We start from the raw sequence: 23,213 nt of genomic DNA on the forward strand, positions 1-23,213 counted from the left end.
GTTAAAATTTAATGATTTGTTGCGCTATTTAAGATTTTAGCATGGATTTTTCCTACTTGGAGCCTTGTGTCTTCTAAATTTACATTAGTTATCACAAAATCTGAAAGTTCAGTTTTTTGTTTATCGCTCCATTGGTTTTTCATAATGGCTTTTACTTTTTCAGAAGAAGACTCGTCACGCTTAACTACACGCTTAAGTCTAACGTCTTCAGGTGCCACTACTGTTATGATGACATCATATTTTTTGTAGCTACCGTTTTCAAAAATAATAGCAGCTTCGCTAATAACGTAGTCTGACTCTTGTTTCTTTACCCAATTAGCAAAGTGTTTTGCAACTTTTGGGTGTACAATAGCATTCATTTGTTGTAATAATACTTTGTTGTTAAAAATCTGACTCGCAATAAAAGGTTTGTTTAATGACGCGTCAATATATGCTTGGTCTCCAAAAAGCTGTACTAGTTTTCGTTTTATAATTTTAGAACGGTTCATTAAAGCCTTAGCTTCTGTATCTGCTATATAAACAGGCACACCTAAGTCTTTAAAAAAATTAGCAACTGTAGTTTTACCACTACCTATACCTCCTGTTAATCCTACAATTATTGGTGTCATTCTTTTATAATAAATTCAATTTTCTGCTGTAACAACCTTATATTTTTAACACTAGCAGGTTGTTTTACTAAATTTGGAGTTAAAAACGAATTATCTATAGCGTCTTTATAATTACAAACCACTTTAAAATTTTGTGCTGATATATTCTTAAAGTTTTCTAAACTGGTAGCATAGCTTAAAGAAATCTGTTTTGGAAAATAATTAAGCGTTATACCTTCTGGAACATTAATAACCTCTATTGGAAGACTAACCACACCTTCTGAAAACTTAGAAACCTTAACTTCCAATTGTACTTGCTTTAAGTTTGTCTTTACCTTATTACCTATACTATCCAATTGTAAGGTTAGTATTTTATTAATATTGGCTTTAACATCTAAGACATCCAAGTTGTCCGTATCTATCTTTTTAATTTTTCTGAGTATAGAACTTGGTCCAATCAACTTTATGCTATCTGGTTTCGTTTTAACCACATCCAACGTATTATAACCAGGCGCATATTTAATATTTGCATGCAGCACTATTGGAACATATTTTATACTATTACTATCATACTTAAACGATAAAGTATCTGGATTGATGCTAATTATTTTTTTCTCTTTACTAAACTGCTTGTTAATATTTGCAAAGCCACGAGACATACTCCAGATAAGTGATGAGTCTTTTTTTACTATATCAGTGTTAAAATCAATGTCTAAAAGCGGGCGATTTATTGCATATCTAAGCCAATCGAATCCATAGGTTTCTAATGTTATATTTAACTTAGCATTGTCTTGATTTATTAAAACAAATGTGTCATCTACATTTATTGGATTTACATCAAAAGTTAGTGTTGCTGTATAAACTTTAGATAATTTAGTTAATACTAAAATTGAAAACGCTAACAAGAAGAACAGTAAAAAGACATTTATCTTTTTGCTCTTAAACAATCCTAATATTTTAGATTTTATGGTTTGCATTATTTATTATTAAAAAACAGATGAGGAAATAGCACTTCTGCTTTATCTTTTTTTATACTTAATATTAAAGTGGACTTTAAAAATCCATAGCCATATCCAAAAAACTGAATACATACTGCTAACAACGCCTGACATGTAATAATCACATTTTTTGTTGTGATTAAAGCTATAACAAAAACGAGACTAAAATAGAATAAGACTAAATATATTGGTAAGTAAATATTGAAAAGCGCAAATATTATAGCAAAAATAGCACCAAGTGTAAATACTGACGGAAACCAATAAGTCAGCTTTTTAGTTTGCGGATGCCATTGGTTTAAAATAGGTCTTACAGAACCAAATTTATAGACTTGTTGATAAAATTTAGACCAAGAAATACGTCTTTTATGATAAACGTAGGCTTCCGGGATTAATACTGTATTAAAACCTAAATTCCATAACCGTATAGATAGATCAGGATCTTCTCCTGGATGGATATTACCAAAGCCTTTTGTAGCTTCAAATGCTTTTTTAGATAATCCCATATTAAAACTTCTAGGCTGAAACTTGTCTAAACTAGCCTTATTACCTCTGATTCCTCCTGTTGTTATTACAGAAGTCATACTAAAATCTATTGCTTTTTGAAGATTAGAAAATGATTTATGTGCTTTATCTGGTCCTCCAAAACAGTCTACGTAAATTTGTTTTAAACTACGGTCAACTTCAATTAAATAATTACTAGGCAATAAACAATCACTATCCAAAATAATAAAGTAATTCCCTTTTGCTTTTTGCATTCCGAAGTTTCTTGAATCTCCAGGTCCCGAATTCGGTTTAAAATAGTAGGTTATATCCAACTGCGTATTATACTTATCTATTACGGACTGAGAGGTTATAGTCGACCCATCTTCCACAATTACAATTTCATAACTAAACGTACCGCTTAACTTTAAAAAGCTCTCTAAAAGCTCTTCAATCTCTACAGGACGATTATAAACGGGTATGATAAAAGAATAACTTAATTGCATGTTACAAATGTAAGTTAATCGCATAAAAAAAGCCACCTAAAAAGGTGGCTTTTAATTGTATTAAAGTTTAAGATTACTTCTTAATTACTTTTATTGTTTCTGTTACATTATCAATAGTTACTTTAACAAAGTAAGCTCCTGCCTGTAAGTTAGACATGTCTACAGAATTGTTAACACTGTTTGGTGCGTTTCTATAAACTTCTTGTCCAATCATATTATAAACAGATACATTAGAAATCTCTTTTTGAGCTTTTAATGTTAAGTTATCGCTAACTGGGTTTGGATAGTAAGAAAATAAACTTTGATTAGTAAAGTCTGAAGTACTTAAAACTGCTTCTGAAACTAATAAAGTAAAAGAACCTGTAACTTGTGATCTTGCAGTTCCATCATCACTAACTCTAACATAATACGTAGTTCCTTCCGTTAAATCACCAACTACAGATACATTGCACTCGCCAACTACAGCACCGGCACAATCACTATAAACAGCATATTGAGCAGCGGTAGTTGTTACTGTAACCTCTCCTGAAGCAGGAGCTACAAATGAATACCATAAATCTGATATTACACCTGTAAAACAATCTGTTGCTAAAGCAGAATCTGTTGCACCAGTATTATCTCCTGTAATTTCTACTCCTAAAGTTAAAGCTTCTGAAGTTGCACATTCATCGTTTGCTGGTGGCGGTGTAGTACATGTTACACTTAATTCAAAGTTACCTGTACTAGTTGAACTATATCCTTCGACTGAAATCCAATATTGTGTACCCTCTACAGTTGTGAAAGAAGTTGAAGCTTCATAATTTGAACCACATTCATCATATCCTTCATCTACTAAAGTTAAAGCACCTGAAGTACCTGTAAACACTAATATTTCAGTGTCAAAATCTGTGTTAACGCAAGTAGACAACTCTAAAATATCACCTGTTCCCATAAAACTATACCAAATGTTAGGAGAATCAGTATCTGCTCCATTTTCATTTCCATCAGGAGCCGCATCAGGAGCGTCGTCTTCATCTAAAGATGCAGAAGTTGTGTTACCTGTAACAACGTCACCACAAGCGATAGCTAGTGCATTTGCAAAATCGTCATTTTCTGGTGGTGCTGGTGCTTGATAAACACAAACATCAAACTCAGTATACGCTGTAGTAGAACTACTTCTAATGCTAATATAATAAGTTGTACCACTAGTTGCTGCTATAGTTAGTGCTGATGAATTAAAACAACTAGCAGACGACCCAACTGTTGTTAAACCGTCACATCCTCCTTCAAAAGCTGCAATATAAGTAGCCACAAAACTAGCCGATTCAAATGTTTCAGTAACATTTGCTATATAATTGGCATCTTCTGTAGCTGTAAAGGTATACCAAACATCTTTTCCTCCTGTACATCCCGTTGAACTGGCTAATGCATTTTCAGTTGTTCCTGACATAGCTTCATTACAAGTCCCATCTTCAGATAAAGTTATAGCAATAGCTCCTGAACAATCATCATTTGCTGGTGGTGCTGGTGGCGTTCCAACACAAACATCAAAAACTGTAGTTTGACCCGCTGTTGATGTGTAAGTATATACCTGTACAAAGTATGTATTTCCAATTATTAACCCTACAGTAGTGCTAGTATTACTATCAGAACAAGTTAAAGCAGTTGCTGTAGTTAATGCTTCACATCCTGGAGATGCATCGTATACTGTATGATATAAATCTGTTGCACTACCACTTACATTAGTTAAAGACACAACATGTGCATTGCTAGTTGCTACAAAGCTATACCAAACATCATCATTTGCTGTACCAAAACAATTATCGACACCAGAAGCTGATGCTCCAAAAACAGTTCCTGAAATAACTTCAGTACAAGATAAATCTGCATTAACATTTAGTGCTATTGCTTCTAAACAATCATTATTTACTGGAGCTGTTAAAGTAAAAAAAGATTGTTCAATACAATCTTGAGCACTACCATTATCGTTATAAGGAGTAATTGTTACATAATAAGTTGTTCCATCTGCTAAAGCACCCAAATCATAAGAAGTACTATTAAGATTGTCTACGTTATCAGCAATATCGTTTACACCTGATGCAGTACCAGCTGAAATATAATAACCTGCAGGTATACCTGTTGCTGCGGACCAAGATATAGATCCATCTGTCAATACATTTTCCGTTTCACTTAAAACAGAATCACAATTTGGCGCATCAGCAGAAGTTTGAGAAACTAAAATATTATCTAAATAAAAATAACTATCTCCACTTTGCCATTCTCCTCTTATTCTAAATTTAAAATCTGAACCTAAAGGAATATTTGCTGAAGGAATCACCTCACTATAAGTTGTACAAGCTGTAGTTTCTGTAACCGCAAAAGAAGACACTAAATTCCAATCAGTACCATCATTAGTTGAATATTCAACAAAAATTATGTAGTCTACAGCATTAGTTGAATAAGGTCTAGCTAACCAATCAAAAGATACAACAGCATCTGTTTCGTTTGATGCTCCTACAAAATTTGGAGAGGTAAATGTACCATCATTAGAAGCACTACCGTACAGATTATCGGCAATATTACCACTTCCTTCACATACATATGTTGCAGTTGAACTAGCAAAATAACTGACTTGAGACCATCCTGTAGGAAAGCCCGAGTCAAGATTTTCTTGAATAAATATTTGTGCATTAGACTGCATATTAAATGCAATAAGCGCAAACAATAAAAAAGTAATTTTTCTCATATTAAAATTGGTTTTAGTTAGTTATTAAATAATCATTCTTTAAAAATATTGAATAATTACCAACGAATAACAAACAACCTTATCAAATCGACAAAATACATTTTTCATAGATAAAAAACTGTTTTCTTTAACATATAACTACAACTAACTGATTATCATACTTTTCCTACACGCTATACTTTAAAGCATAAAAAAAGGCCTTACGTTACACGCAAGACCTTTTTTTAAATATGTTTTTTGACTTCTAATCTATTTATCCATACTCTCTACAAAAGCATTCATTACCTCGTCACTAACGCCCATATTGCTAAACCCACCATCATTGTATAAGTTTTGTAATGTTACACGTTTAGTTAAATCACTAAATAAAGACACTGTGTAATTAGCACAATCTAATGCTGTAGCATTACCTAAAGGCGACATTTTTTCCGCGTAAGCGATAAAACCGTCAAACCCTTTTACACCACTACCTGCTGTAGTTGGTGTTGGAGATTGTGATATTGTATTAACTCTAACCTTTTTATCTCTTCCAAAAAAGTAACCAAAACTACGTGCAATACTCTCTAAATAAGCTTTATTATCTGCCATATCATTATAGTCTGGAAAAACACGTTGTGCAGCCATGTATGTTAACGCTACAATACTTCCCCACTCATTCATTGCATCTTGCTTATATAACGTCTGCATTGTTTTATGAAAAGACATCGCAGATACATCCGTACCCTTTTGTGTCCAAGCATAATTTTGATCCGTATAATGTTTTCCTTTTCTAACATTAATAGACATCCCAATTGAATGTAATACAAAATCAATTTTACCTCCTAAAATCTCCATAGATTTATTGACAAGGTTTAATAAATCTTCTTCACTAGTAGCGTCTGCAGGTATAATCTGAGATCCTGTTTTTTCTGCTAATTTATCAATTTGCCCCATACGCATTGCAACAGGCGCATTAGTCAAGACAAACGTACCACCTTCTTCGTGTACACGTTCTGCAGTTTTCCAAGCGATAGAGTTTTCATCTAATGCTCCAAATATAATTCCTCTTTTTCCTTTTAATAAATTGTATGACATAACTTATAGTTTATCAGTTGACTTGTTAGTTTATTGTAATATCCTTCAAAGATAGTATTTATAATTTTTTTATTTCGTTTTCGCGGAAATTATGCCTCTAATTTAATAGTTGCTTTGCATGTGCTATTGCCGAATCCGATAATTGCGTACCACCTAGCATTTGCGCTAATTCCACAACACGTTCATCATAGTTTAATTTAACCAGATTGGTTGTTGTTACTTCATTAACATCCTTTTTATACACTTTATAATGTGTGTTTCCTTTGGCTGCAATTTGTGGTAGATGCGTAATACTAAACACCTGCATTTTTGTACTCATTAATGCCATTATATCTGCCATTTTATTAGAGATTTCTCCAGAAACACCTGTATCAATTTCGTCAAACATAATAGTTGGCAATTTCACATATTTTGATAAAATAGATTTAATGGCTAACATTATTCTAGATAATTCTCCTCCAGAGGCTGCTTTTTTTAGCACATTAAACTGCCCTCCTTTATTGGCTGAAAACAAAAAGCTTAAAGTATCTTTTCCATTATATAAAAAAGTATCAGAAACCTCTAAGCTAATATTAAATTGTGCATTTGGCATACCTAACTGACTTAAGATAGCTTCTAACTGTTTCTTTAAATCTGGTATAGCCTTATTACGTTTCTCTGTAATTTGTTTTGCTTCTGTATTTAATAATTTTTCGACTGCTTTTATTTCTTGTTCCTTATCTAAAATGTCTTGATCAGCATTTTCCGTCGCTGCCACTTTTTTAGATAAATCATCACGTATTATAATTAACTCCTCTACTGTTTTAACTAAATGCTTTTGCGTCAAGTTATTTAAGGTTGCTAATTTGGCATTAACAATTTCCAATCGGTTTGGATCTGCATCAAGGTTACCTTCGAAACGCTCTATATCTACTAAAACATCATCTAAATCAATCAAACTACTAGTTACCCTATCTAACAAATCTTGATAGGTAGTAGAAATTGTCGCTAACTTTTGCAATGCTGCTTTCAAGTCTCTTAAAGAAGTTAATACACCTGCCTGCTCTTCACTTAATAATGCATTTGCCTCTTCTAATTTAAGTTGGATAACTTCAACATTATTTAATAACTCAAAGTCTTCTTCCAATTCTTGAAGTTCGCCTTCCTTTAAATTAGCCTCAACTAATTCGTTTAACAAAAAAGCGTTATAATCGTGCTCTTTCAACGCTTCAGCTTGAAACTGTTGTAATTGCTTTAATTCCTTATTAAGTGTTTTATGACTTTTTAAATGAAGCGTATACGTTTCTAAATCACGATCCGTTTTAGCTAAAGCGTCAATTACCTGAAACTGAAACGCATCATCTACCAACTGCATGGTTTCGTGCTGAGAATGTATATCTATTAACTGCTCACCTAAAGATTGTAAGCTAGATAGGTTTACAGGCGAGTCATTAACAAATGCTCTTGACTTTCCTGAAGGTAAAATTTCTCGTCTAATTATTGTTTGCGTCTCGTAATCTAAATCTTGTTCTTTAAATAGTCCTTTTAGCTTGTATTTTGAAATATCAAAAGTAGCTTCAATTATACATTTATTTTCAGGATTACGTAAGCTTGATAAATCAGCTCGTTTACCTAAAATTAAAGAAAGACCGCCTAATAATATAGATTTACCTGCTCCTGTTTCTCCTGTAATAATGGTAAACCCATCATTAAAGCTAACTTGAAGTTGATCTATTAAAGCGTAGTTTTTTATAGTTAATCCTGTAAGCATTCTTAAAGTGAAAAGTTAAAAGTTAAAAAGAGAAAAGTTTTGATTTTTCGCTTTTTAAGAATGAAAATAAATATATCTAGATTTTAATGTTTCTCCATTTAGAAGAATGCATTGGAGCGATTTTATTAAGTGTGTCTATTAAATCTGTAATATCTACACTAGGACCGTCTGAGAAAATTTGCTCAATCTCTTCGGCTTTGGCGTCAAAAAACACACGAAGTAAATATGAATTTGGACGGGTTCTATTCATATCTCCAAACAAATCTAAAGCCATAGCAATTTCTGTTTTGGCATCCTTTTGATTAGCACTCATAACATCTAAACCACGTCTGTGATAATTATACATTACTGTTCTAAACGCCTTAAAAGTTGGTGACAATAAATTATCTATCAATGCAAATCTACTCTGTAATCCGTCAGATAATTTCCAACCTGAATAATTTTCTTGTTGAGAAAAATTGACAATATTTTGTGCTTGCTTAAAATACTCGTCTCCACCTTCTGGTTTAAACGTGTCTGCGTCCATACCTAAAACCATATTTACATGATATGCTAAAACCGAAATTAAATTAGAAGCATATTGCGTTGGATTGTATATCAAACTTTGAAACTCGATGTATTCAAATGTAAAATCCTTATCGTTAATATTATAGGTTGGGGTAGTATAACTAGCGCCAAAAACAGGTCTTGAAGACTGCACTTGGATTGTCGCTTTATAATTGTTACCTGAGTATTCGCTAATATTAATTACAAAATTACAGTCTATACGTTCTTGAGGTAAAACCTTTCTATCTGTCCATTTAGTACTAGAAATAAATTCCTTTAATTGTGTCTCTAGTGTTTTAAACTGCTGTAAGTTTTCGTTACCGGTTTGTTGCGCATTTACAACTACTGTCGCATTTAACTCTTGTGCATGAATTGATACACTAAAACAAAATATAAATAGGAATAATAGATTACGCATGTATTGTATTTATTATGGTGTTAAAAAGGTCCTTAGCAACTTCTGTTTTAGACTTTAATTGGTATACCGTTGCTTCTTCGTCCTTATTAATTAGGGTTACTTTATTAGTATCAGACTTGAAACCTGCACCTTTGTCGTTTAACGAATTTAAAACAATTAAATCTAAATTCTTCTTTTTTAGCTTCAATTTTGCGTGCTCCAATTCGTTATTAGTCTCTAATGCAAAGCCAACTAGAAATTGATTTGTTTTTATAGCTCCTAAAGAAGCTAAAATATCTTTGGTCTTCTCTAGTTCTAATGTTAACGTAGCTGTCTTCTTTTTTATTTTCTGAGTAGCTACATTTTTTGGTCTATAATCTGCGACTGCTGCAGACAATATTGCGATATCAGAATTATTAAAATGAAGATGAGCTGCATCATACATCTCTTGCGCACTCACTACAGGCATTACCGTAATTAAACTGTGCTTTACAGTTTGGTGGGTTGGTCCCGTTATTAAAATAACTTCTGCACCAAGATTAGCTGCTGCTTTAGCAATCTCGAAGCCCATTTTTCCTGAAGAATGATTCCCAATAAATCGTACTGGATCTATAGCCTCATAGGTTGGTCCTGCAGTTATTAAAACGGTTTTGTTTTTTAAGGGTAATCCGCTAATAATATCTTTCTCTATAAAAGAGACAATATCATCGGGCTCTGCCATACGACCTTGTCCAACCAATCCACTAGCTAGCTCACCTGAAGTAGCCGGTATCATGATATTACCATAATTTTTAAGCGTCTCAAAGGACTGTACAGAAGAGGGATGGATATACATATCCAAATCCATTGCTGGCGCAAAATACACTTTACATTTTGCAGATAAATAAGTGGCTAATAATAGGTTATCACAAGTACCATTCGCCATTTTTGACAACGTATTAGCTGTTGCTGGCGCAATTACAAAATAATCAGCCCAAAGCCCTAATTCTACATGGTTATTCCAAATAGCATTATCATCTTGGTCGTTTGTAAATGTTGAGTGTACTGGATTCTTGGAAAGTGTGGACAATGTAAGCGGTGTTACAAAATCCTTAGAAGCAGGTGTCATAACGACTTGTACGTTTGCACCTGCTTTTATAAATGATCTAACTAATGTAGCCGTCTTGTAAGCAGCAATACCACCACTGATGCCCAATAGTACGTTTTTGCCACTTAATATTGACATATAATTAGTCTTGGTTATCTTGTTCTGTATTTCTATGGTAAATTTTACCATCTAACCATTCTTGAACAGCTAAAGCATGAGGTTTAGGAAGTTTTTCGTAAAACTTAGACACTTCAATTTGTTCTTTGTTTTCAAAAATTTCTTCTAAGCTATCATTATATGTAGCAAACTCTTCTAGCTTCTCAATTAATTCCTTTTTAATTTCAGAATTAATTTGCTCTGATCTTCTTGCAATAACTGAAATAGCTTCGTAGATGTTACCTGTTGGTGCATCAATAATATTTCTGTTATACGTCGTTGTTGATAACGGAGCGTCGATTTTTTTTAAATCCATAATATATATTAGCTTTTGGTACTATATTTTTCTAATTGTTCTTTTAAATCTTCAACCATTTTATCTGCATCCTTATTAAACTCTGAGTCTGCATTTACTTTCTTAAAACTATTGTAGTAAGATATAGCTGTAGTTAATCTGTCTTGTTTTTTTGATTCTACACTCTTCATTCCTAAATGGTAAGCTGAATCAAATTTATAAAATAATGCCTTTTCACGCAGAGACGTCCCAGGAAAGTCTCCAATAAAATTATCAAAAGCACTTATAGAAGCTTTAAAATCTGAAATGTGATTGTATTGTTTTGCTGTACTATATGCCTTTAATTCTAACTTATATTGTAATTCTTTAACTAGCTCATTGATTTTAGGCATGAACTCTGAATTAGGGTATAAGTTTGCAAATACTTGCAGTTTTTCTAAAGCATGCTCTGTATCATGTTGTTCTTTAGAAAACACAGGAGATAACGCTGCATAACTTAACGCACTTTTATAATACGCTTCTTCAACTTTATCACTTTTAGAGTATGACTTTGCAAAACGTTCAAATCTAAATCCAGCTTGAGCATTTAATCCCATATGAAAATAAGAATCCGCATCTAAGAACATTAGTTTTTCAGCTTGAGGTTTACCTCTATACGCTGGCACTATTTGATCAAATAAACGACTTGCCTTACTATATTTACCATCCTTATAAAGCTGTTCCCCTAAGGCAAACTTTACAGCAATATCTTCAGACTTAAGCGCCTTTTGATACTCACTACAAGAAGTAAAAAATAAAAATGTGATTAAGATGTAAAATAAATTCTTCATAAAATTTTAACGAAGCGCAAAAATACGCTATTTAAATGGATTTTAAAAATATAATTTGATTGCTAAATTAATTGAAGGAATCAAGTTTAACGTAGGATTAAGTATAATTTAACTTTTATTAAAATTTGTCATAAAATCCGCTATACTGTTTTGTAGTATTTCTGTTGCTTCAACTAACGGTAATCTAACCGTTTTATTACAAAGTTCTAGATTGTTTAATACTGCTTTAATTCCTGCAGGATTATTTTCTGAGAAAATCAAACTAACAATATCCATCATTTTAAAATGAAGTGCATATGCCTCTTTAGCTTTTCCTTCTAAACCTAAATTTATCATTGTAGAAAAGGCTTTTGGCAAGGCTTGTCCAATTACAGATATCACTCCTGCTCCACCTGCTAATACAACACCTAAAGCTAAATCGTCATCACCAGAAATTACAGAAAACCCTTCTGGCTTATCTCTAATTAACTCTAAATATTGTGCCATGTTATTTCCGGCTTCTTTTACCGCTACCACATTTTTAAAATCATTTGCCAAACGTAACGTTGTTTCTGGCGACATGTTTTTAGCTGTTCTTCCTGGTACATTATATAAAATAATATCTACCGGACAAACTTCAGCTATAGCTTTAAAATGTTGATACATGCCTTCTTGCGTCGGCTTACTATAATAAGGTGTCACCGATAAAATTCCTGCAAATGCAGATAAATCTGTCGTTTTAATTTCTTCAATAACAGCCATCGTGTTATTACCTCCAACACCCAAAACTAAAGGTAAACGTCCTTTATTAAATTTGATTATTGCCTCTACAATATCCTTTTTTTCCTGTTTGGTAATTGTAACACTTTCGCCAGTAGTACCGCTTATTACTATATAATCAGTCCCATTGGTAATGTTAAATTCTACAATTTTTTCTAACGCTTTGTAATCTACTGTTAAATCATTATTAAACGGTGTTACAATTGCTACTCCTGTACCTAAAAAAGGGTTATTCATTACTTAATTTATTTAAAATGTTTAGATATTTTATTAGTTCGGTTTTAAAAAGTGCCTTATCGTCTAATTTAGTTTCAATAATTAAATCGTTTAGATCCTGATTAGCATCGTATAGCCCTACTTTAAATTGGGCTTGAGTTGCGGCAGACACCACTTGAAGCGCTAAAGCATCAGATTGATAAAGGTTAATCAACAAATCAAACTTAGTATCTACAAAGTCTTTTGCTGTTTGAGATTTTAATTGTCCTTTCCATCCAAGGTCTTTTTCAGAAAAGGTATTTGTATAGACAGAGACTTCTTCTTTTTTTGTATTAAAAAGGGATAAAATCTTAAGGTTATTTAGGTTAACACTTAAGCTTTCTGCAAGCTGGTTAATCCATTCTAAATCAGAAAATTGTTGACCGTCAACAACTACTCCAATAGTTTTAATAATGGCGTTAGTAGGCTTTACAACTCTACTAGCGGTACATTTATTAATATACTTTTTATTAGATTTTTCTTTAAATCCTTTTAAAATCATTTATCTTTATTCCTTTATTACAAATGTAGTAATTGTAACTATATATTAGCTTTAAATTATTCAACTTTAAATATGAATTATAAACACCTGTTAATCTTACTTTCGATAGTCTTAGTGTCGTCTTGTAAGAACGAAACTTACTCGTTAACAAAAATAGAAGGAAAAAAGATAACTATAACTGATACATTAGCAATAGATCCTGATGTTGATGCTTATATTAAACCATTCCGCGAAAGCTTAAATAAGGATATGAATACGGTCTTATCTTACGCTCCTGAAACCTACACAAAAAATGATGGTGATTTAAATACCGCTATTGGTAATTTAATGGCAGATGCAGTAATGCAGGAAAGCAATCCTATTTTTAACAAAAGAACAGGTAACAATATTGACATGGTACTTTTAAATCATGGAGGTATACGCTCCATCCTTTCTAAAGGAAATATTACGACTAGAACAGGATTTGAAATCATGCCTTTTGAAAACAGTATTGTTGTTGTAGCTTTAAAAGGCCCACAAATAGATAGTTTAACCACTTACTTAAGTAGAGCAAAACGCCCACACCCAATTAGTGGATTACAACTAACACTTGACAAAAACTATAGCATTACGCAAGCCTTAGTCAATAACAAACCTATTGATAAAGACAAAACATACTATGTAGCAACCAATGACTACTTATATAATGGTGGTGACGGTATGCGCTTTTTTCAAACTAATGACAGTTTATACGTTTTAAACTATAAAATTAGAAATGCTATGTTAGACTACTTCAAAAAAGTAGACACCATTAAACCAGTAATTGACAATAGATTTATCCAAACTAAATAACCAAAACAATGAAACGTAGAGACTTTATACAACAAGCAACAGCTGCTACTGCATTAATTACAGTTGGTGGTTATGGATTACAATCTTTTGCAACAACTGCTAAAACAAAAAAAATCACCATTTTACATACTAATGACGTACATAGTCATATAGATGCTTTTGGACCTGAAGATGGTAGAAACGCTAATCAAGGTGGTGTAGCACGACGTGCAACCTTAATTGAAAACATAAGAACAGAAAACCCAAACACGCTACTTTTAGATGCTGGGGATATTTTTCAAGGAACGCCTTATTTTAATTATTATGGAGGTGAGTTAGAATTTAAGCTTATGAGTAGGCTTAAATACGACTTAGCAACTATAGGAAACCATGATTTTGATAACGGAATCGACGGTTTATATGCACAATTACCACATGCTAGTTTTGGTTTTGTGTCTGCTAACTACGATTTTACAAATACCGTAATGGATACGCATGTTAAACCGTATAAAATCTTTAAAAAAGAAGGTATTAAAATTGGTGTTTTTGGATTAGGAATTGAATTGGATGGATTAGTTGACAAAACAATGTCTAAAGAAACTAAATATTTGGATCCTATTGAAGCTGCTCAAGAAATGACTAGAATCCTAAAAAAGGACGAAAAATGTGATTTAATAATCTGTTTATCTCACTTAGGGTATAACTACAAGAAAAATCCTGATAAAATTAGCGACTTAAGTTTAGCTAAAGCAACCAAAGACATTGACCTTATTATTGGAGGACATACACATACTTTTTTACCAAAACCTACAGTTGCACAAAACTTAGAAGGTAAAAATGTGTTAGTAAACCAAGTAGGTTGTTACGGAATAAACTTAGGTAAGATTGATTTTTACTTTGAACCTGACAGTACTAAGAAAGCAGAAGGAACATCTATTATAGTATAACAGTAGCGTTATACTATGGCTGGGGATTCTGTTTTATAAGAATCAAAATGTCTAATTTTAATATAGACATACAAGAAATAGAATCCTAACCCCATTAACGTCGAGTAAATAATTTCTAATATTTGTTCTGAAGAAATAAACAAATAAGCCACTTGAACCATTTCTGAAAACACAATGCACACACTAGCCAAAAACAACAGTAAACTTTGCTTAGTTTGATGGTATAAATAGTGTATTAATGCCAATGATAGCACTAATTGAATAAATACGTTATAAACTACGTCTATCACAAAATCCAAAGAATCTGTTTCAACCTTTGGATCTTCCAAAATCATCTCGTTTAAAGCATAAATTATATAGGCATTAAAGACTACCAAAACAACTATTGGCAGTTTAAAGTCCTTAAATATCTTTTTAATTTCTAAATCTTTAACTAAAAAGATTATTAAAGATAAATAAGTTGCTATAATAAGATAATTAGCACCATAAACCCCAATCAATTCATTACCATCAAACACAACTTTTAATATTTCTACAATAGAAAATCCTATTAAAAAAAAACCAAAGAAATGATTATGCTCTTTTGTTAAGCCATAGTAAAGATATGCAAAAAGTGGAAACACAAAAATCCAAGAATAGTCGGACACTATCGGCATATCAAAGATCCTTCCTGTCATAATAAATAGGACAAGAATAACCAGACACATCGAGACGACATTGAACTTTGTTAACTTCATTTTAAAGATTTGAGATTACGAAGATACACAAAAATGTAATTTAACGCAATAAAAAGTAGTTTATCCGATTTTTAATATCCTTACTCTAAGCTATTTAAAAAATCCTGCTCTGTAATTAACTCAATATTTAGCTTTTCTGCCTTATCTTTTTTACTCGGCCCCATATTGTCTCCTGCTACAATATAACTAGTCTTAGAAGAGATTGAGCTACTAACTTTACCACCATTATCTTCTATTAGTTTTTTGAGTTCTGTTCTTGAAACCGAATGAAATACTCCTGAAACCACAATAACTTGACCTTTAAGCTTATCGGTTTGACTAGCAAGTTTTTCTGCCGAAATCTGTAATTGCAAACCATAAGTCTTTAGTCTATTAACTATATCTTGATTTTTTGGGTCCGAAAAGAAATCCACAACACTCTCCGCTATTCTAATACCAATTTCATTGACTTGCTCCAAATCTATAACCGATGCAAACGCTAACGCATCAATACTTTTATAATGTTTTGCTAATGTCTTAGCTACGGTTTCTCCAACAAAACGAATTCCTAAAGCAAACAATACACGCTCAAAAGGAATCTGTTTAGAGGCTTCAATACCTGCTAATAAATTATCAGCACTTTTTTCCGCCATACGCTCTAATGGTAACACTTGATCTTTAGTCAACGTGTATAAATCAGCATAATTATGTATTAGACCTGCTTTGACTAACAATGCAACAGTCTCACCACCTAAACCTTCAATATCCATTGCTTTACGCGAAATATAATGTTGTATACGTCCAATAACCTGAGGACTACATCCATTATAATTTGGACAAAAATGTTTTGCTTCACCAGCTTCTCTTTTTAGCAGCGTGTCACATTCAGGGCAGTTAGTAATGTATTCTGTTGGCTTAGAATCTGCAGGGCGTTCTTCTAAATTTACAGCAATAATCTTAGGGATTATTTCGCCACCTTTTTCAACATAAACCGTATCCCCTACTCTAATATCTAATTTTTCAATTTGATCAGCATTATGTAAAGATGCACGTTTTACAATAGTACCAGCCAACTCTACTGGCTCTAAATTAGCAACAGGCGTAATAGCACCTGTGCGCCCAACCTGGTAAGTAATACTATTTAAAACCGTACTTACCTGTTCTGCTTTAAACTTATAAGCCATTGCCCAACGTGGCGCTTTAGATGTAAATCCAAGTTCGTCTTGTTGATGTAAATTATTCACTTTAACAACAACACCATCGGTTTCATAAGGCAAATTATGTCTTGCTTGATCCCAATGATTTATAAACTCAAAAACCTCGTCTATACTTTGGCACAACTTAGCTTCTTTTGGTACTTTAAATCCCATTTTTCGTGCCTTTTCTAGGCTTTCAAAATGTGTTTTATAATCAAAATCACCACCAACTAAACCATATAATAAACAATCTAAAGGGCGCTTAGCCACCTCTGCGCTATCTTGTAATTTTAAACTTCCTGATGCTGTATTACGTGGGTTTTTATAAGGCTCTTCGCCATTTTCCACACGCGCTTCATTCATTTTAATAAATCCATCATAAGGCAAAATAATTTCTCCTCTAATCTCAAACTCTTCAGCATAATCTCCTTTTAGTTGTAAAGGCACAGAGTTTATTGTTTTTATATTTGGTGTCACTTCATCCCCTTGCATACCATCACCACGCGTCACAGCTTTTAGCAAGCTACCATTTTGATACGTTAAATTTATAGACGCACCATCATATTTAAGCTCACAAACATATTCAACATCACCATCAATACTTTTTTTAATTCTTGTCTCCCAATCTTTTAAATCTTCTAAAGAGTAAGAATTATCCAAACTATACATCCTATGCTTATGCACAACAGTATTAAAGTTTTTGGTTATTGCACCACCTACACGCAATGTTGGCGAATTAGCATCATAAAATTCAGGATGAGCCTCCTCTAAAGCTTGTAATTCTTTTAATTGTATATCAAAATCGTAATCACTAATAGTCGGATTATCCAAAACATAATAATTATAATTATGCTCTCTTAACTGATCTCTTAATGCGTTTATTTTTAATTGTATGCTCATGCTGTTTTACTTCTAAATCTAATAATTACTCTTGTTGCGGACTATTGCTTTTAACCAAATCTACAACTACCCTTTAGTCCCTTTTACCATACGGTCTTTTCCAAAAAAATCTTGTTTTAATTGGACATCTTTAAATCCATTATCTTCTAAAAGCTGAATCATTTCAGGACCTAAGTATTCGTTAATTTCAAAAAACAATTGACCATTTTGTTTCAAGTGTTGCACTGCAAAACCTGTAATTGCTTTATAAAAAAGCAACGGATTATCGTCCGCTACAAACAATGCCAAATGTGGTTCGTTTTCTAATACATTAGCCTGCATTTCTAACTTTTCTAAGTTTCTAACATAGGGCGGATTAGAAACAATAACATCAAACGTTATGTTTTTGAAAGCAGAATCTCCTTCAGTCATTGTTAATATATCACCAGCAACAAAATCAACCTCGACATTATTTAATACCGCGTTTTGTCTAGCTTGTTCTAACGCTTTCGCGGAAACATCAAGCGCAGAAACAGAACTTGGTACTATATTTTTTGCTAAGCTAATGGCTATACAACCACTTCCTGTACCAATATCTAATATCGAAACCTTAGCCTTGCTATTTTGTTCAGGATAAGCATCAACAACCAACTGTACCAACTCCTCTGTTTCTGGTCGTGGTATTAATGTATTAGCATTAACTTTAAAAGGCAACCCATAAAATTCTGTTTCGCCTAAAATATATTGTATTGGTGTATGTTGTTTTAAGCTCTCTAATGCCTTAAATAGTGGTTCTTGCTCTTCCTTTGTTATACTTATTTTAGTGTCTAACGCTACATCCAGTCTAGAAATATTACAATACTGTTCCGTTAACATAAAGAAAAAGGAAAATACTTCGTCTTTACCATAAATAGCATCTAGTTCCTTATGGAATATTTGTTTTAAATCTTTTACTAACATCTATAATTATTGTAGTTTTTTTTCCATCCAAACACCACAACTAAAATGACCAGTATCACCTAATGGTCCTTCTAAATGTGTAAATCCATTAGATTCGTATATATGAATCGCTTCTTTTAAAGTTGGAATAGTTTCTAAATACGCCTTTTTAAAACCTAGTGATTGCCCTTTATTTAAACACTTTTCAAATAGTTTTTTACCAAAGCCTTTTCCGCGTAAGCGATTAGAAAAATACATTTTCTGAATTTCAAAAACATCAGACTCCATACCATTCAATGGTTTTAAACCACCACCACCTTCTACCTTACCGTCCACAACAACAACGTAATACACTTCGTTTTTTCCTGCATAAGATTCAAACATTTTTGGCGTTTCTTTATCTGTATACGCTGTACCCACTAATGGCATATCATATTCAATAAAAACACCACGTATAACTGCTTCAATTTGCGCATTGTCTTCCGGCTGGATTTCTCTTATTTCAATAGTAGTATTAGTCACTTTTAAATAGTATTTTTGTCCTTATATTTTAGAGGATGAAGATACATTAAATCTAAAAAAAGACACATGAAGAGCACACTAATCTTATTAACAATATTAACCTGTTTTATTAGCTGTAAAGTCACAGAGAAGCCAGAGTTTATTAAAGTTGAAAATATAAAAGTACTAAAATCGACTTCTAAATTTATTACAATTACTGCAGATGCCTTTTTTTTAAACCCTAATAATATTAGTGGTCAATTAAAAACAGACGGGATTAAAGTTATTGTTAATAATAGTGAGTTAGCCTCTGTAACTAGCGAAAGTTTTAAAGTACCAGCTAAAAAAGAATTTAGTATTCCTTTACAAGCCAAAATACCTACAGACAGCCTTTTAAGTAACAAAAATTTAAGCAGCTTGCTGGGTAGCTTTTTGAACAAAAAACTAAAAGTCCAATATATTGGCGAAATAAAATATAAAGTCCTTGGGTTTTCTCACACTTACAAAGTGGACAGAACTGAAAATGTAAAAATCAAACTTTAAAATTTGACGGATCAATATTACATAAAACGCGCTTTACAAATTGCTAAAAATGGATTAGGACAAACACGTCCAAATCCAATGGTTGGTAGTGTTATTGTGTTAAATGACCAGATTATAGGCGAAGGTTTTACTAGTAAATATGGTGGTAAGCATGCTGAAGTCAACGCCATAAATAGTGTTACAGACAAAGCTTTATTAAAAGAAGCTACAATTTATGTTACACTAGAACCTTGCAGTCATTATGGAAAAACACCTCCTTGTAGCGATTTAATAATCCATCATCAAATACCAAATATTGTTATTGGCTGCGTGGATGACAACCCTGAGGTTGCCGGAAAAGGCATCAAAAAACTAATGGAAGCAGGTCGTAATGTTAGAGTTGGTGTTTTAGAAGCCGAATGCAAAGCACATCACAAACGTTTTTTTACGTTTCATAACAAAAAACGTCCGTATATTATCTTAAAATGGGCCCAATCAATCGATGGCTTTATTGCGCCAAAAACTAAAGACGAACAAAAACCCGTTTGGATTACTAATACCTATTCTAGGCAATTAGTACATAAATGGAGAACCGAAGAGCAAGCTATTTTAGTGGGGACAAATACAGTTATTAAAGATAATCCTACCTTAAATGTCAGAGATTGGACTGGTCAAAACCCTGTCCGTATTGTTTTAGATCGTAATAATTTATTATCTGATCAATATGCTATATTTAATACAGACGCAGAAACAATTACATTCAAAGACCATACGATAAAAACAATTTGCGACCATCTACACAAAGAAAACATAAACTCAATAATTATAGAAGGTGGCTCTAAAACCTTACAACTATTTATTGATGCCAATTTATGGGATGAAGCTAGAGTGTTTTCTGGAAAAATCAAATTTAAAGACGGTATTAAAGCTCCTAAATTTGATGGCCAATTAATAAAAGACACTACGATTTTAGACGATACATTAAATATTTACACTAATAAAAACAGATAACACTAATACGTTTAAGTAAACAAATTAGAACTGACCAATACAACTATAGCGTAATGCTGTAGCAGAAATAAAAAACTATGATTAAAACTATAATATTCGATTTTGGAGATGTCTTTATCAATTTAAATAAAGAAGGCGCTATGACTAACGCTTTAGAGTTATTTGAAATTGAAGAATTATCAGAAGAACTGATTGCTTTTAATAGCTTTTACGAACAAGGTTTGATTGATACAGACGAGTTTATTGATTTTTACATGGACAACTTTCCTAAACTATCAAAAAAAGAGATTACTGAAGCATGGAATTATATTATCTGTGACTTTCCGTCTAGTCGTTTAGAGTTTATACAACAACTAGCAAAAGACAAAAAATACAATCTGATACTATTAAGTAACACCAATGCACTGCATATAGAATGTATCCAAAAGCATATTTCGTTTTACGACGATTTTAAAAATGCGTTTAACAAGTTTTACTTATCTCACGAAATTCAGTTACGTAAACCAAACGCGGATATCTTCCAGTTTGTACTAGATCAAAACAAGCTTAAACCTGAAGAATGTCTTTTTATTGATGATACTAAAGAAAACACTGATGCTGCAAGCACGCTTGGTATAAATGTTTGGAATAACGATCCAAAAACACAAGATATTATAGATTTATTTACCATTAAAAAAGATTTGTTTTAATGTATTTAATTTTTAGTATTTGTGCTTCTACTTTAATTTTTGTGATTTTTAAAGTTATTGGAAAAAGAAACATTAACACATTACAAACCATTGTATTTAATTATTTTACTGCGTTTACTTGTGGTATTTTAAGTTATGATTCTCCAGTTATTATTGAAGACATCATAAGCTCTAAATGGTTTTTTGGTGCTATTGGATTAGGATTTCTGTTTATAGCAATTTTTAATGTCATGGCTCTGACCGCGCAACGTATCGGGTTATCTGTAGCATCCGTAGCTAGTAAAATGAGTGTTGTGATACCAATAATTTTTGGACTTTTTGTCTATAACGAAAGTTTAGGATGGCAAAAAGGTATTGGAATTATTTTAGCATTGGTTGCAGTATATCTAGCGTCTCAGAAAGAAAAAACTAATGCCCGGTTTTCAATTAAAAGTTTATGGCTACCGATAATACTATTTTTAGGATCAGGAACTATTGATACCTCTATAAAATATTTAGAAACTACGTATGTGGCAGATAATGGTATTCCAATATTTTCTGCAACTATATTTTTTATAGCCGGATTGATTGGTATTGGCCTACTTTCCGCGAAAGCGATACAAAAAACATTCACTTTTGATCCAAAAAGTGTTGTTGCAGGTGTTATTTTAGGTATTGTTAACTACTACTCTATTTACATGTTGTTAAAAGCATTAAATGCAGACAATTTTGAAAGCTCCACTATATTTACTGTTAACAATGTTGCCATAGTCATGTTATCTACATTATTAGGTCTTGCACTTTTTAAAGAACGACTACTTCCAAAAAACTGGATTGGTATTGGCGTTGCTATACTATCAATACTTTTGGTAACTTTAGCATAATTATGGAAAACGACGCTTACAAAACAATAACAAAACCATCTGAAGAGGTCCTTTTTAAGGATAAAAACTCTAAATTTTTTGGCTATGCTTTTCCTGTAAAAACAGAAGAAGACATTAAGCAACATTTAGAAGAATTAAAAAAACAACACCACCAAGCCAGACACTGGTGTTATGCTTATCAAATTGGTACTGAAACTATTGCTTATCGTGCCAATGACGACGGAGAACCAAACAATAGTGCAGGAATGCCTATTTACGGGCAAATCCAATCGTTTGAAGTCACCAATATACTTATAGTTGTTGTGCGATACTTTGGAGGCGTTAAATTAGGTGTTGGAGGCTTAATAAATGCTTACAAAACAGGCGCCCAATTAGCTTTAGAAGCATCCAAAATTGTAACACGCACCATTAACAAAACCTTTCTAATCACTTTTGATTATAAAAACATGAATAAAGTCATGCGGGTTATAAAAGAGAAAAATCTAAAGGTTATTAACCAAAAATTAGAATTAGATTGTCAAATCACAATTTTGGTTAGAAAAAAAGATGCGTCTACAATTTTTGAAATTTTTGAAAATATTTACGAAGTAAATATAAAATCATTATCCATTTAAAGCATCTAAAAAATACTTTGGCGGTCTAGTTGGACGTTTTGTTTTCATGTCTAAAAAAGCTAAAACCACACTTGCTGTACACATAATTTGACCCAAATCATTTAGTATTTCATAGTCAAATTCAACCATCGCTGTAGGTGCCTTTTTAAGTTGTGTTTTTACTTTAATAACATCATCATAAAGTATTGGTTTTTTGAAATTTAAAGCCATAGACACAACTGGTAAACCAATCCCTTCTTCCTCCATTTTTCGGTAAGAAATGTTTAATTTTCGTAGCCATTCAATTCTAGCCATTTCTAGATATAATGCGTAATTCCCATGATGAACCACACCCATCTGATCGGTTTCCGCATAACGTACTCTTATTTCAATTTCATCTTGTTTTATACCCATTATCTTAAATATTTTTTGTAGTTTCGAATTGCTAAACAACATGCACAAAAAAAACTGAATATTCAATAGTAATTCATTTTTTTTTTACGTTTTTTGTTCACATATTTGCCAAGCTTAAGAACGGAACTGTTCATTGCTATTATCAGAACAAAAGTAACTAACTTAGAAATACCTTTTAAATTTAAC

General features: G+C 32.3%; 24 protein-coding genes. 7 read left to right on the top strand and 17 right to left on the bottom strand.

The features are described 5' to 3' along the window. Nucleotides 1–8: 8 nt before the first annotated feature. The 12 genes from coaE to ACZ2G2_RS15825 form a co-directional block, all read right to left on the bottom strand. Complete coding sequence (coaE, locus tag ACZ2G2_RS15770; RefSeq protein WP_470393266.1) at nucleotides 9–608, bottom strand: dephospho-CoA kinase; 600 nt, start codon at nucleotides 606–608, stop codon at nucleotides 9–11. Further along, nucleotides 605–1,564 (bottom strand): YbbR-like domain-containing protein, encoded by a 960-nt coding sequence (locus ACZ2G2_RS15775; RefSeq protein ID WP_470393267.1) that lies wholly within the window; start codon nucleotides 1,562–1,564, stop codon nucleotides 605–607. The genes coaE and ACZ2G2_RS15775 overlap by 4 nt, the downstream gene beginning before the upstream one ends. Beyond that, on the bottom strand, nucleotides 1,564–2,571 hold the full coding sequence (locus ACZ2G2_RS15780; RefSeq protein ID WP_470393268.1) for a glycosyltransferase family 2 protein: 1,008 nt from the start codon (nucleotides 2,569–2,571) through the stop codon (nucleotides 1,564–1,566). The genes ACZ2G2_RS15775 and ACZ2G2_RS15780 overlap by 1 nt, the downstream gene beginning before the upstream one ends. A 73-nt stretch (nucleotides 2,572–2,644) precedes the next feature. Then, the gene (locus ACZ2G2_RS15785; RefSeq protein WP_470393269.1) at nucleotides 2,645–5,296 is read right to left on the bottom strand and encodes a T9SS type A sorting domain-containing protein; all 2,652 of its coding nucleotides are present in this window, start codon (nucleotides 5,294–5,296) and stop codon (nucleotides 2,645–2,647) included. 249 nt (nucleotides 5,297–5,545) lie between these two features. Continuing rightward, nucleotides 5,546–6,370 carry an enoyl-ACP reductase FabI gene (locus ACZ2G2_RS15790; protein WP_090840528.1) on the bottom strand — a complete coding sequence of 275 codons (825 nt, stop codon included), beginning with the start codon at nucleotides 6,368–6,370 and terminating at the stop codon, nucleotides 5,546–5,548. A 97-nt stretch (nucleotides 6,371–6,467) separates the two neighbouring features. Continuing rightward, nucleotides 6,468–8,120 carry a DNA repair protein RecN gene (gene recN, locus ACZ2G2_RS15795; RefSeq protein ID WP_470393271.1) on the bottom strand — a complete coding sequence of 551 codons (1,653 nt, stop codon included), beginning with the start codon at nucleotides 8,118–8,120 and terminating at the stop codon, nucleotides 6,468–6,470. A gap of 76 nt (nucleotides 8,121–8,196) precedes the next feature. Then, a complete protein-coding gene (porD, locus tag ACZ2G2_RS15800; RefSeq protein ID WP_272022920.1) occupies nucleotides 8,197–9,084 on the bottom strand; it encodes a type IX secretion system protein PorD in 888 nt (295 codons plus the stop codon). Further along, nucleotides 9,077–10,288 carry a bifunctional phosphopantothenoylcysteine decarboxylase/phosphopantothenate--cysteine ligase CoaBC gene (gene coaBC / locus ACZ2G2_RS15805; protein ID WP_470393273.1) on the bottom strand — a complete coding sequence of 404 codons (1,212 nt, stop codon included), beginning with the start codon at nucleotides 10,286–10,288 and terminating at the stop codon, nucleotides 9,077–9,079. The genes porD and coaBC overlap by 8 nt, the downstream gene beginning before the upstream one ends. Nucleotides 10,289–10,292: 4 nt before the next feature. Next, the gene (locus tag ACZ2G2_RS15810) at nucleotides 10,293–10,622 is read right to left on the bottom strand and encodes a DNA-directed RNA polymerase subunit omega (RefSeq protein WP_090840534.1); all 330 of its coding nucleotides are present in this window, start codon (nucleotides 10,620–10,622) and stop codon (nucleotides 10,293–10,295) included. Nucleotides 10,623–10,630: 8 nt separating this feature from the next. Next, nucleotides 10,631–11,431: an outer membrane protein assembly factor BamD gene (locus ACZ2G2_RS15815; RefSeq protein ID WP_090840535.1), complete on the bottom strand. Its 801-nt coding sequence runs from the start codon at nucleotides 11,429–11,431 to the stop codon at nucleotides 10,631–10,633. Nucleotides 11,432–11,539: 108 nt separating this feature from the next. After that, on the bottom strand, nucleotides 11,540–12,427 hold the full coding sequence (gene dapA / locus ACZ2G2_RS15820; protein WP_470393274.1) for a 4-hydroxy-tetrahydrodipicolinate synthase: 888 nt from the start codon (nucleotides 12,425–12,427) through the stop codon (nucleotides 11,540–11,542). Beyond that, entirely contained in the window at nucleotides 12,420–12,947 is a 528-nt protein-coding gene (locus ACZ2G2_RS15825) for a DUF6913 domain-containing protein (RefSeq protein WP_470393276.1), read from the bottom strand. The genes dapA and ACZ2G2_RS15825 overlap by 8 nt, the downstream gene beginning before the upstream one ends. A 72-nt stretch (nucleotides 12,948–13,019) precedes the next feature. Between ACZ2G2_RS15825 and ACZ2G2_RS15830 the strand changes: the two genes are divergently transcribed. Together ACZ2G2_RS15830 and ACZ2G2_RS15835 are read left to right on the top strand one after the other, a co-directional pair. After that, nucleotides 13,020–13,778 (top strand): 5'-nucleotidase C-terminal domain-containing protein, encoded by a 759-nt coding sequence (locus tag ACZ2G2_RS15830; protein WP_090840542.1) that lies wholly within the window; start codon nucleotides 13,020–13,022, stop codon nucleotides 13,776–13,778. Nucleotides 13,779–13,786: 8 nt separating this feature from the next. Next, nucleotides 13,787–14,704, top strand: a complete 918-nt coding sequence (locus ACZ2G2_RS15835) for a bifunctional metallophosphatase/5'-nucleotidase (protein ID WP_470393278.1) — start codon at nucleotides 13,787–13,789, stop codon at nucleotides 14,702–14,704. Nucleotides 14,705–14,712: 8 nt separating this feature from the next. On the opposite strand, the gene ACZ2G2_RS15840 is transcribed toward ACZ2G2_RS15835, so the two are convergent. The 4 genes from ACZ2G2_RS15840 to ACZ2G2_RS15855 form a co-directional block, all read right to left on the bottom strand. Continuing rightward, nucleotides 14,713–15,381, bottom strand: a complete 669-nt coding sequence (locus ACZ2G2_RS15840) for a hypothetical protein (RefSeq protein ID WP_470393280.1) — start codon at nucleotides 15,379–15,381, stop codon at nucleotides 14,713–14,715. Nucleotides 15,382–15,521: 140 nt separating this feature from the next. Then, entirely contained in the window at nucleotides 15,522–17,516 is a 1,995-nt protein-coding gene (gene ligA / locus ACZ2G2_RS15845; RefSeq protein WP_090840548.1) for an NAD-dependent DNA ligase LigA, read from the bottom strand. Between the two features lie 66 nt (nucleotides 17,517–17,582). Then, entirely contained in the window at nucleotides 17,583–18,455 is an 873-nt protein-coding gene (gene prmC / locus ACZ2G2_RS15850; protein WP_470393282.1) for a peptide chain release factor N(5)-glutamine methyltransferase, read from the bottom strand. A 6-nt stretch (nucleotides 18,456–18,461) separates the two neighbouring features. Beyond that, the gene (locus ACZ2G2_RS15855; protein WP_245741134.1) at nucleotides 18,462–18,956 is read right to left on the bottom strand and encodes a GNAT family N-acetyltransferase; all 495 of its coding nucleotides are present in this window, start codon (nucleotides 18,954–18,956) and stop codon (nucleotides 18,462–18,464) included. A gap of 66 nt (nucleotides 18,957–19,022) precedes the next feature. Here ACZ2G2_RS15855 and ACZ2G2_RS15860 point away from each other — a divergent pair, with 66 nt between their 5' ends. The 5 genes from ACZ2G2_RS15860 to ACZ2G2_RS15880 all read left to right on the top strand — a co-directional run bounded on the left by ACZ2G2_RS15860 (nucleotide 19,023) and on the right by ACZ2G2_RS15880 (nucleotide 22,634). After that, nucleotides 19,023–19,478 carry an LEA type 2 family protein gene (locus ACZ2G2_RS15860; protein ID WP_090840552.1) on the top strand — a complete coding sequence of 152 codons (456 nt, stop codon included), beginning with the start codon at nucleotides 19,023–19,025 and terminating at the stop codon, nucleotides 19,476–19,478. A gap of 3 nt (nucleotides 19,479–19,481) precedes the next feature. Further along, nucleotides 19,482–20,468 (top strand): bifunctional diaminohydroxyphosphoribosylaminopyrimidine deaminase/5-amino-6-(5-phosphoribosylamino)uracil reductase RibD, encoded by a 987-nt coding sequence (ribD, locus tag ACZ2G2_RS15865; protein WP_470393285.1) that lies wholly within the window; start codon nucleotides 19,482–19,484, stop codon nucleotides 20,466–20,468. Nucleotides 20,469–20,545: 77 nt separating this feature from the next. After that, nucleotides 20,546–21,157 (top strand): HAD-IA family hydrolase, encoded by a 612-nt coding sequence (locus tag ACZ2G2_RS15870; protein ID WP_470393287.1) that lies wholly within the window; start codon nucleotides 20,546–20,548, stop codon nucleotides 21,155–21,157. Beyond that, nucleotides 21,157–22,020, top strand: a complete 864-nt coding sequence (locus ACZ2G2_RS15875; RefSeq protein ID WP_281846668.1) for a DMT family transporter — start codon at nucleotides 21,157–21,159, stop codon at nucleotides 22,018–22,020. The genes ACZ2G2_RS15870 and ACZ2G2_RS15875 overlap by 1 nt, the downstream gene beginning before the upstream one ends. A gap of 2 nt (nucleotides 22,021–22,022) precedes the next feature. Next, entirely contained in the window at nucleotides 22,023–22,634 is a 612-nt protein-coding gene (locus ACZ2G2_RS15880) for an IMPACT family protein (RefSeq protein ID WP_470393289.1), read from the top strand. On the opposite strand, the gene ACZ2G2_RS15885 is transcribed toward ACZ2G2_RS15880, so the two are convergent. Further along, complete coding sequence (locus ACZ2G2_RS15885) at nucleotides 22,623–23,021, bottom strand: acyl-CoA thioesterase (protein ID WP_090840664.1); 399 nt, start codon at nucleotides 23,019–23,021, stop codon at nucleotides 22,623–22,625. The two genes, ACZ2G2_RS15880 and ACZ2G2_RS15885, sit on opposite strands and share 12 nt — an antisense overlap. Between the last annotated feature and the right edge of the window lie 192 nt (nucleotides 23,022–23,213).

This window comes from Olleya sp. KKT75 (genome assembly GCF_055635485.1).

Excerpts from the sequence above, each read along its gene's own strand:
- ACZ2G2_RS15875 (WP_281846668.1), top strand. The coding sequence starts at position 21,157 with ATGTATTTAATTTTTAGTATTTGTGCTTCTACTTTAATTTTTGTGATT.
- ACZ2G2_RS15835 (WP_470393278.1), top strand. The coding sequence starts at position 13,787 with ATGAAACGTAGAGACTTTATACAACAAGCAACAGCTGCTACTGCATTA.
- ACZ2G2_RS15780 (WP_470393268.1), bottom strand. The coding sequence starts at position 2,571 with ATGCAATTAAGTTATTCTTTTATCATACCCGTTTATAATCGTCCTGTA.
- ACZ2G2_RS15775 (WP_470393267.1), bottom strand. The coding sequence starts at position 1,564 with ATGCAAACCATAAAATCTAAAATATTAGGATTGTTTAAGAGCAAAAAG.
- porD (WP_272022920.1), bottom strand. The coding sequence starts at position 9,084 with ATGCGTAATCTATTATTCCTATTTATATTTTGTTTTAGTGTATCAATT.
- ACZ2G2_RS15825 (WP_470393276.1), bottom strand. The coding sequence starts at position 12,947 with ATGATTTTAAAAGGATTTAAAGAAAAATCTAATAAAAAGTATATTAAT.
- ACZ2G2_RS15830 (WP_090840542.1), top strand. The coding sequence starts at position 13,020 with ATGAATTATAAACACCTGTTAATCTTACTTTCGATAGTCTTAGTGTCG.
- ACZ2G2_RS15815 (WP_090840535.1), bottom strand. The coding sequence starts at position 11,431 with ATGAAGAATTTATTTTACATCTTAATCACATTTTTATTTTTTACTTCT.
- recN (WP_470393271.1), bottom strand. The coding sequence starts at position 8,120 with ATGCTTACAGGATTAACTATAAAAAACTACGCTTTAATAGATCAACTT.
- ACZ2G2_RS15840 (WP_470393280.1), bottom strand. The coding sequence starts at position 15,381 with ATGACAGGAAGGATCTTTGATATGCCGATAGTGTCCGACTATTCTTGG.
- coaBC (WP_470393273.1), bottom strand. The coding sequence starts at position 10,288 with ATGTCAATATTAAGTGGCAAAAACGTACTATTGGGCATCAGTGGTGGT.
- ACZ2G2_RS15785 (WP_470393269.1), bottom strand. The coding sequence starts at position 5,296 with ATGAGAAAAATTACTTTTTTATTGTTTGCGCTTATTGCATTTAATATG.
- coaE (WP_470393266.1), bottom strand. The coding sequence starts at position 608 with ATGACACCAATAATTGTAGGATTAACAGGAGGTATAGGTAGTGGTAAA.
- dapA (WP_470393274.1), bottom strand. The coding sequence starts at position 12,427 with ATGAATAACCCTTTTTTAGGTACAGGAGTAGCAATTGTAACACCGTTT.
- ligA (WP_090840548.1), bottom strand. The coding sequence starts at position 17,516 with ATGAGCATACAATTAAAAATAAACGCATTAAGAGATCAGTTAAGAGAG.
- ACZ2G2_RS15880 (WP_470393289.1), top strand. The coding sequence starts at position 22,023 with ATGGAAAACGACGCTTACAAAACAATAACAAAACCATCTGAAGAGGTC.
- ACZ2G2_RS15860 (WP_090840552.1), top strand. The coding sequence starts at position 19,023 with ATGAAGAGCACACTAATCTTATTAACAATATTAACCTGTTTTATTAGC.
- prmC (WP_470393282.1), bottom strand. The coding sequence starts at position 18,455 with ATGTTAGTAAAAGATTTAAAACAAATATTCCATAAGGAACTAGATGCT.
- ACZ2G2_RS15870 (WP_470393287.1), top strand. The coding sequence starts at position 20,546 with ATGATTAAAACTATAATATTCGATTTTGGAGATGTCTTTATCAATTTA.
- ACZ2G2_RS15790 (WP_090840528.1), bottom strand. The coding sequence starts at position 6,370 with ATGTCATACAATTTATTAAAAGGAAAAAGAGGAATTATATTTGGAGCA.
- ACZ2G2_RS15810 (WP_090840534.1), bottom strand. The coding sequence starts at position 10,622 with ATGGATTTAAAAAAAATCGACGCTCCGTTATCAACAACGACGTATAAC.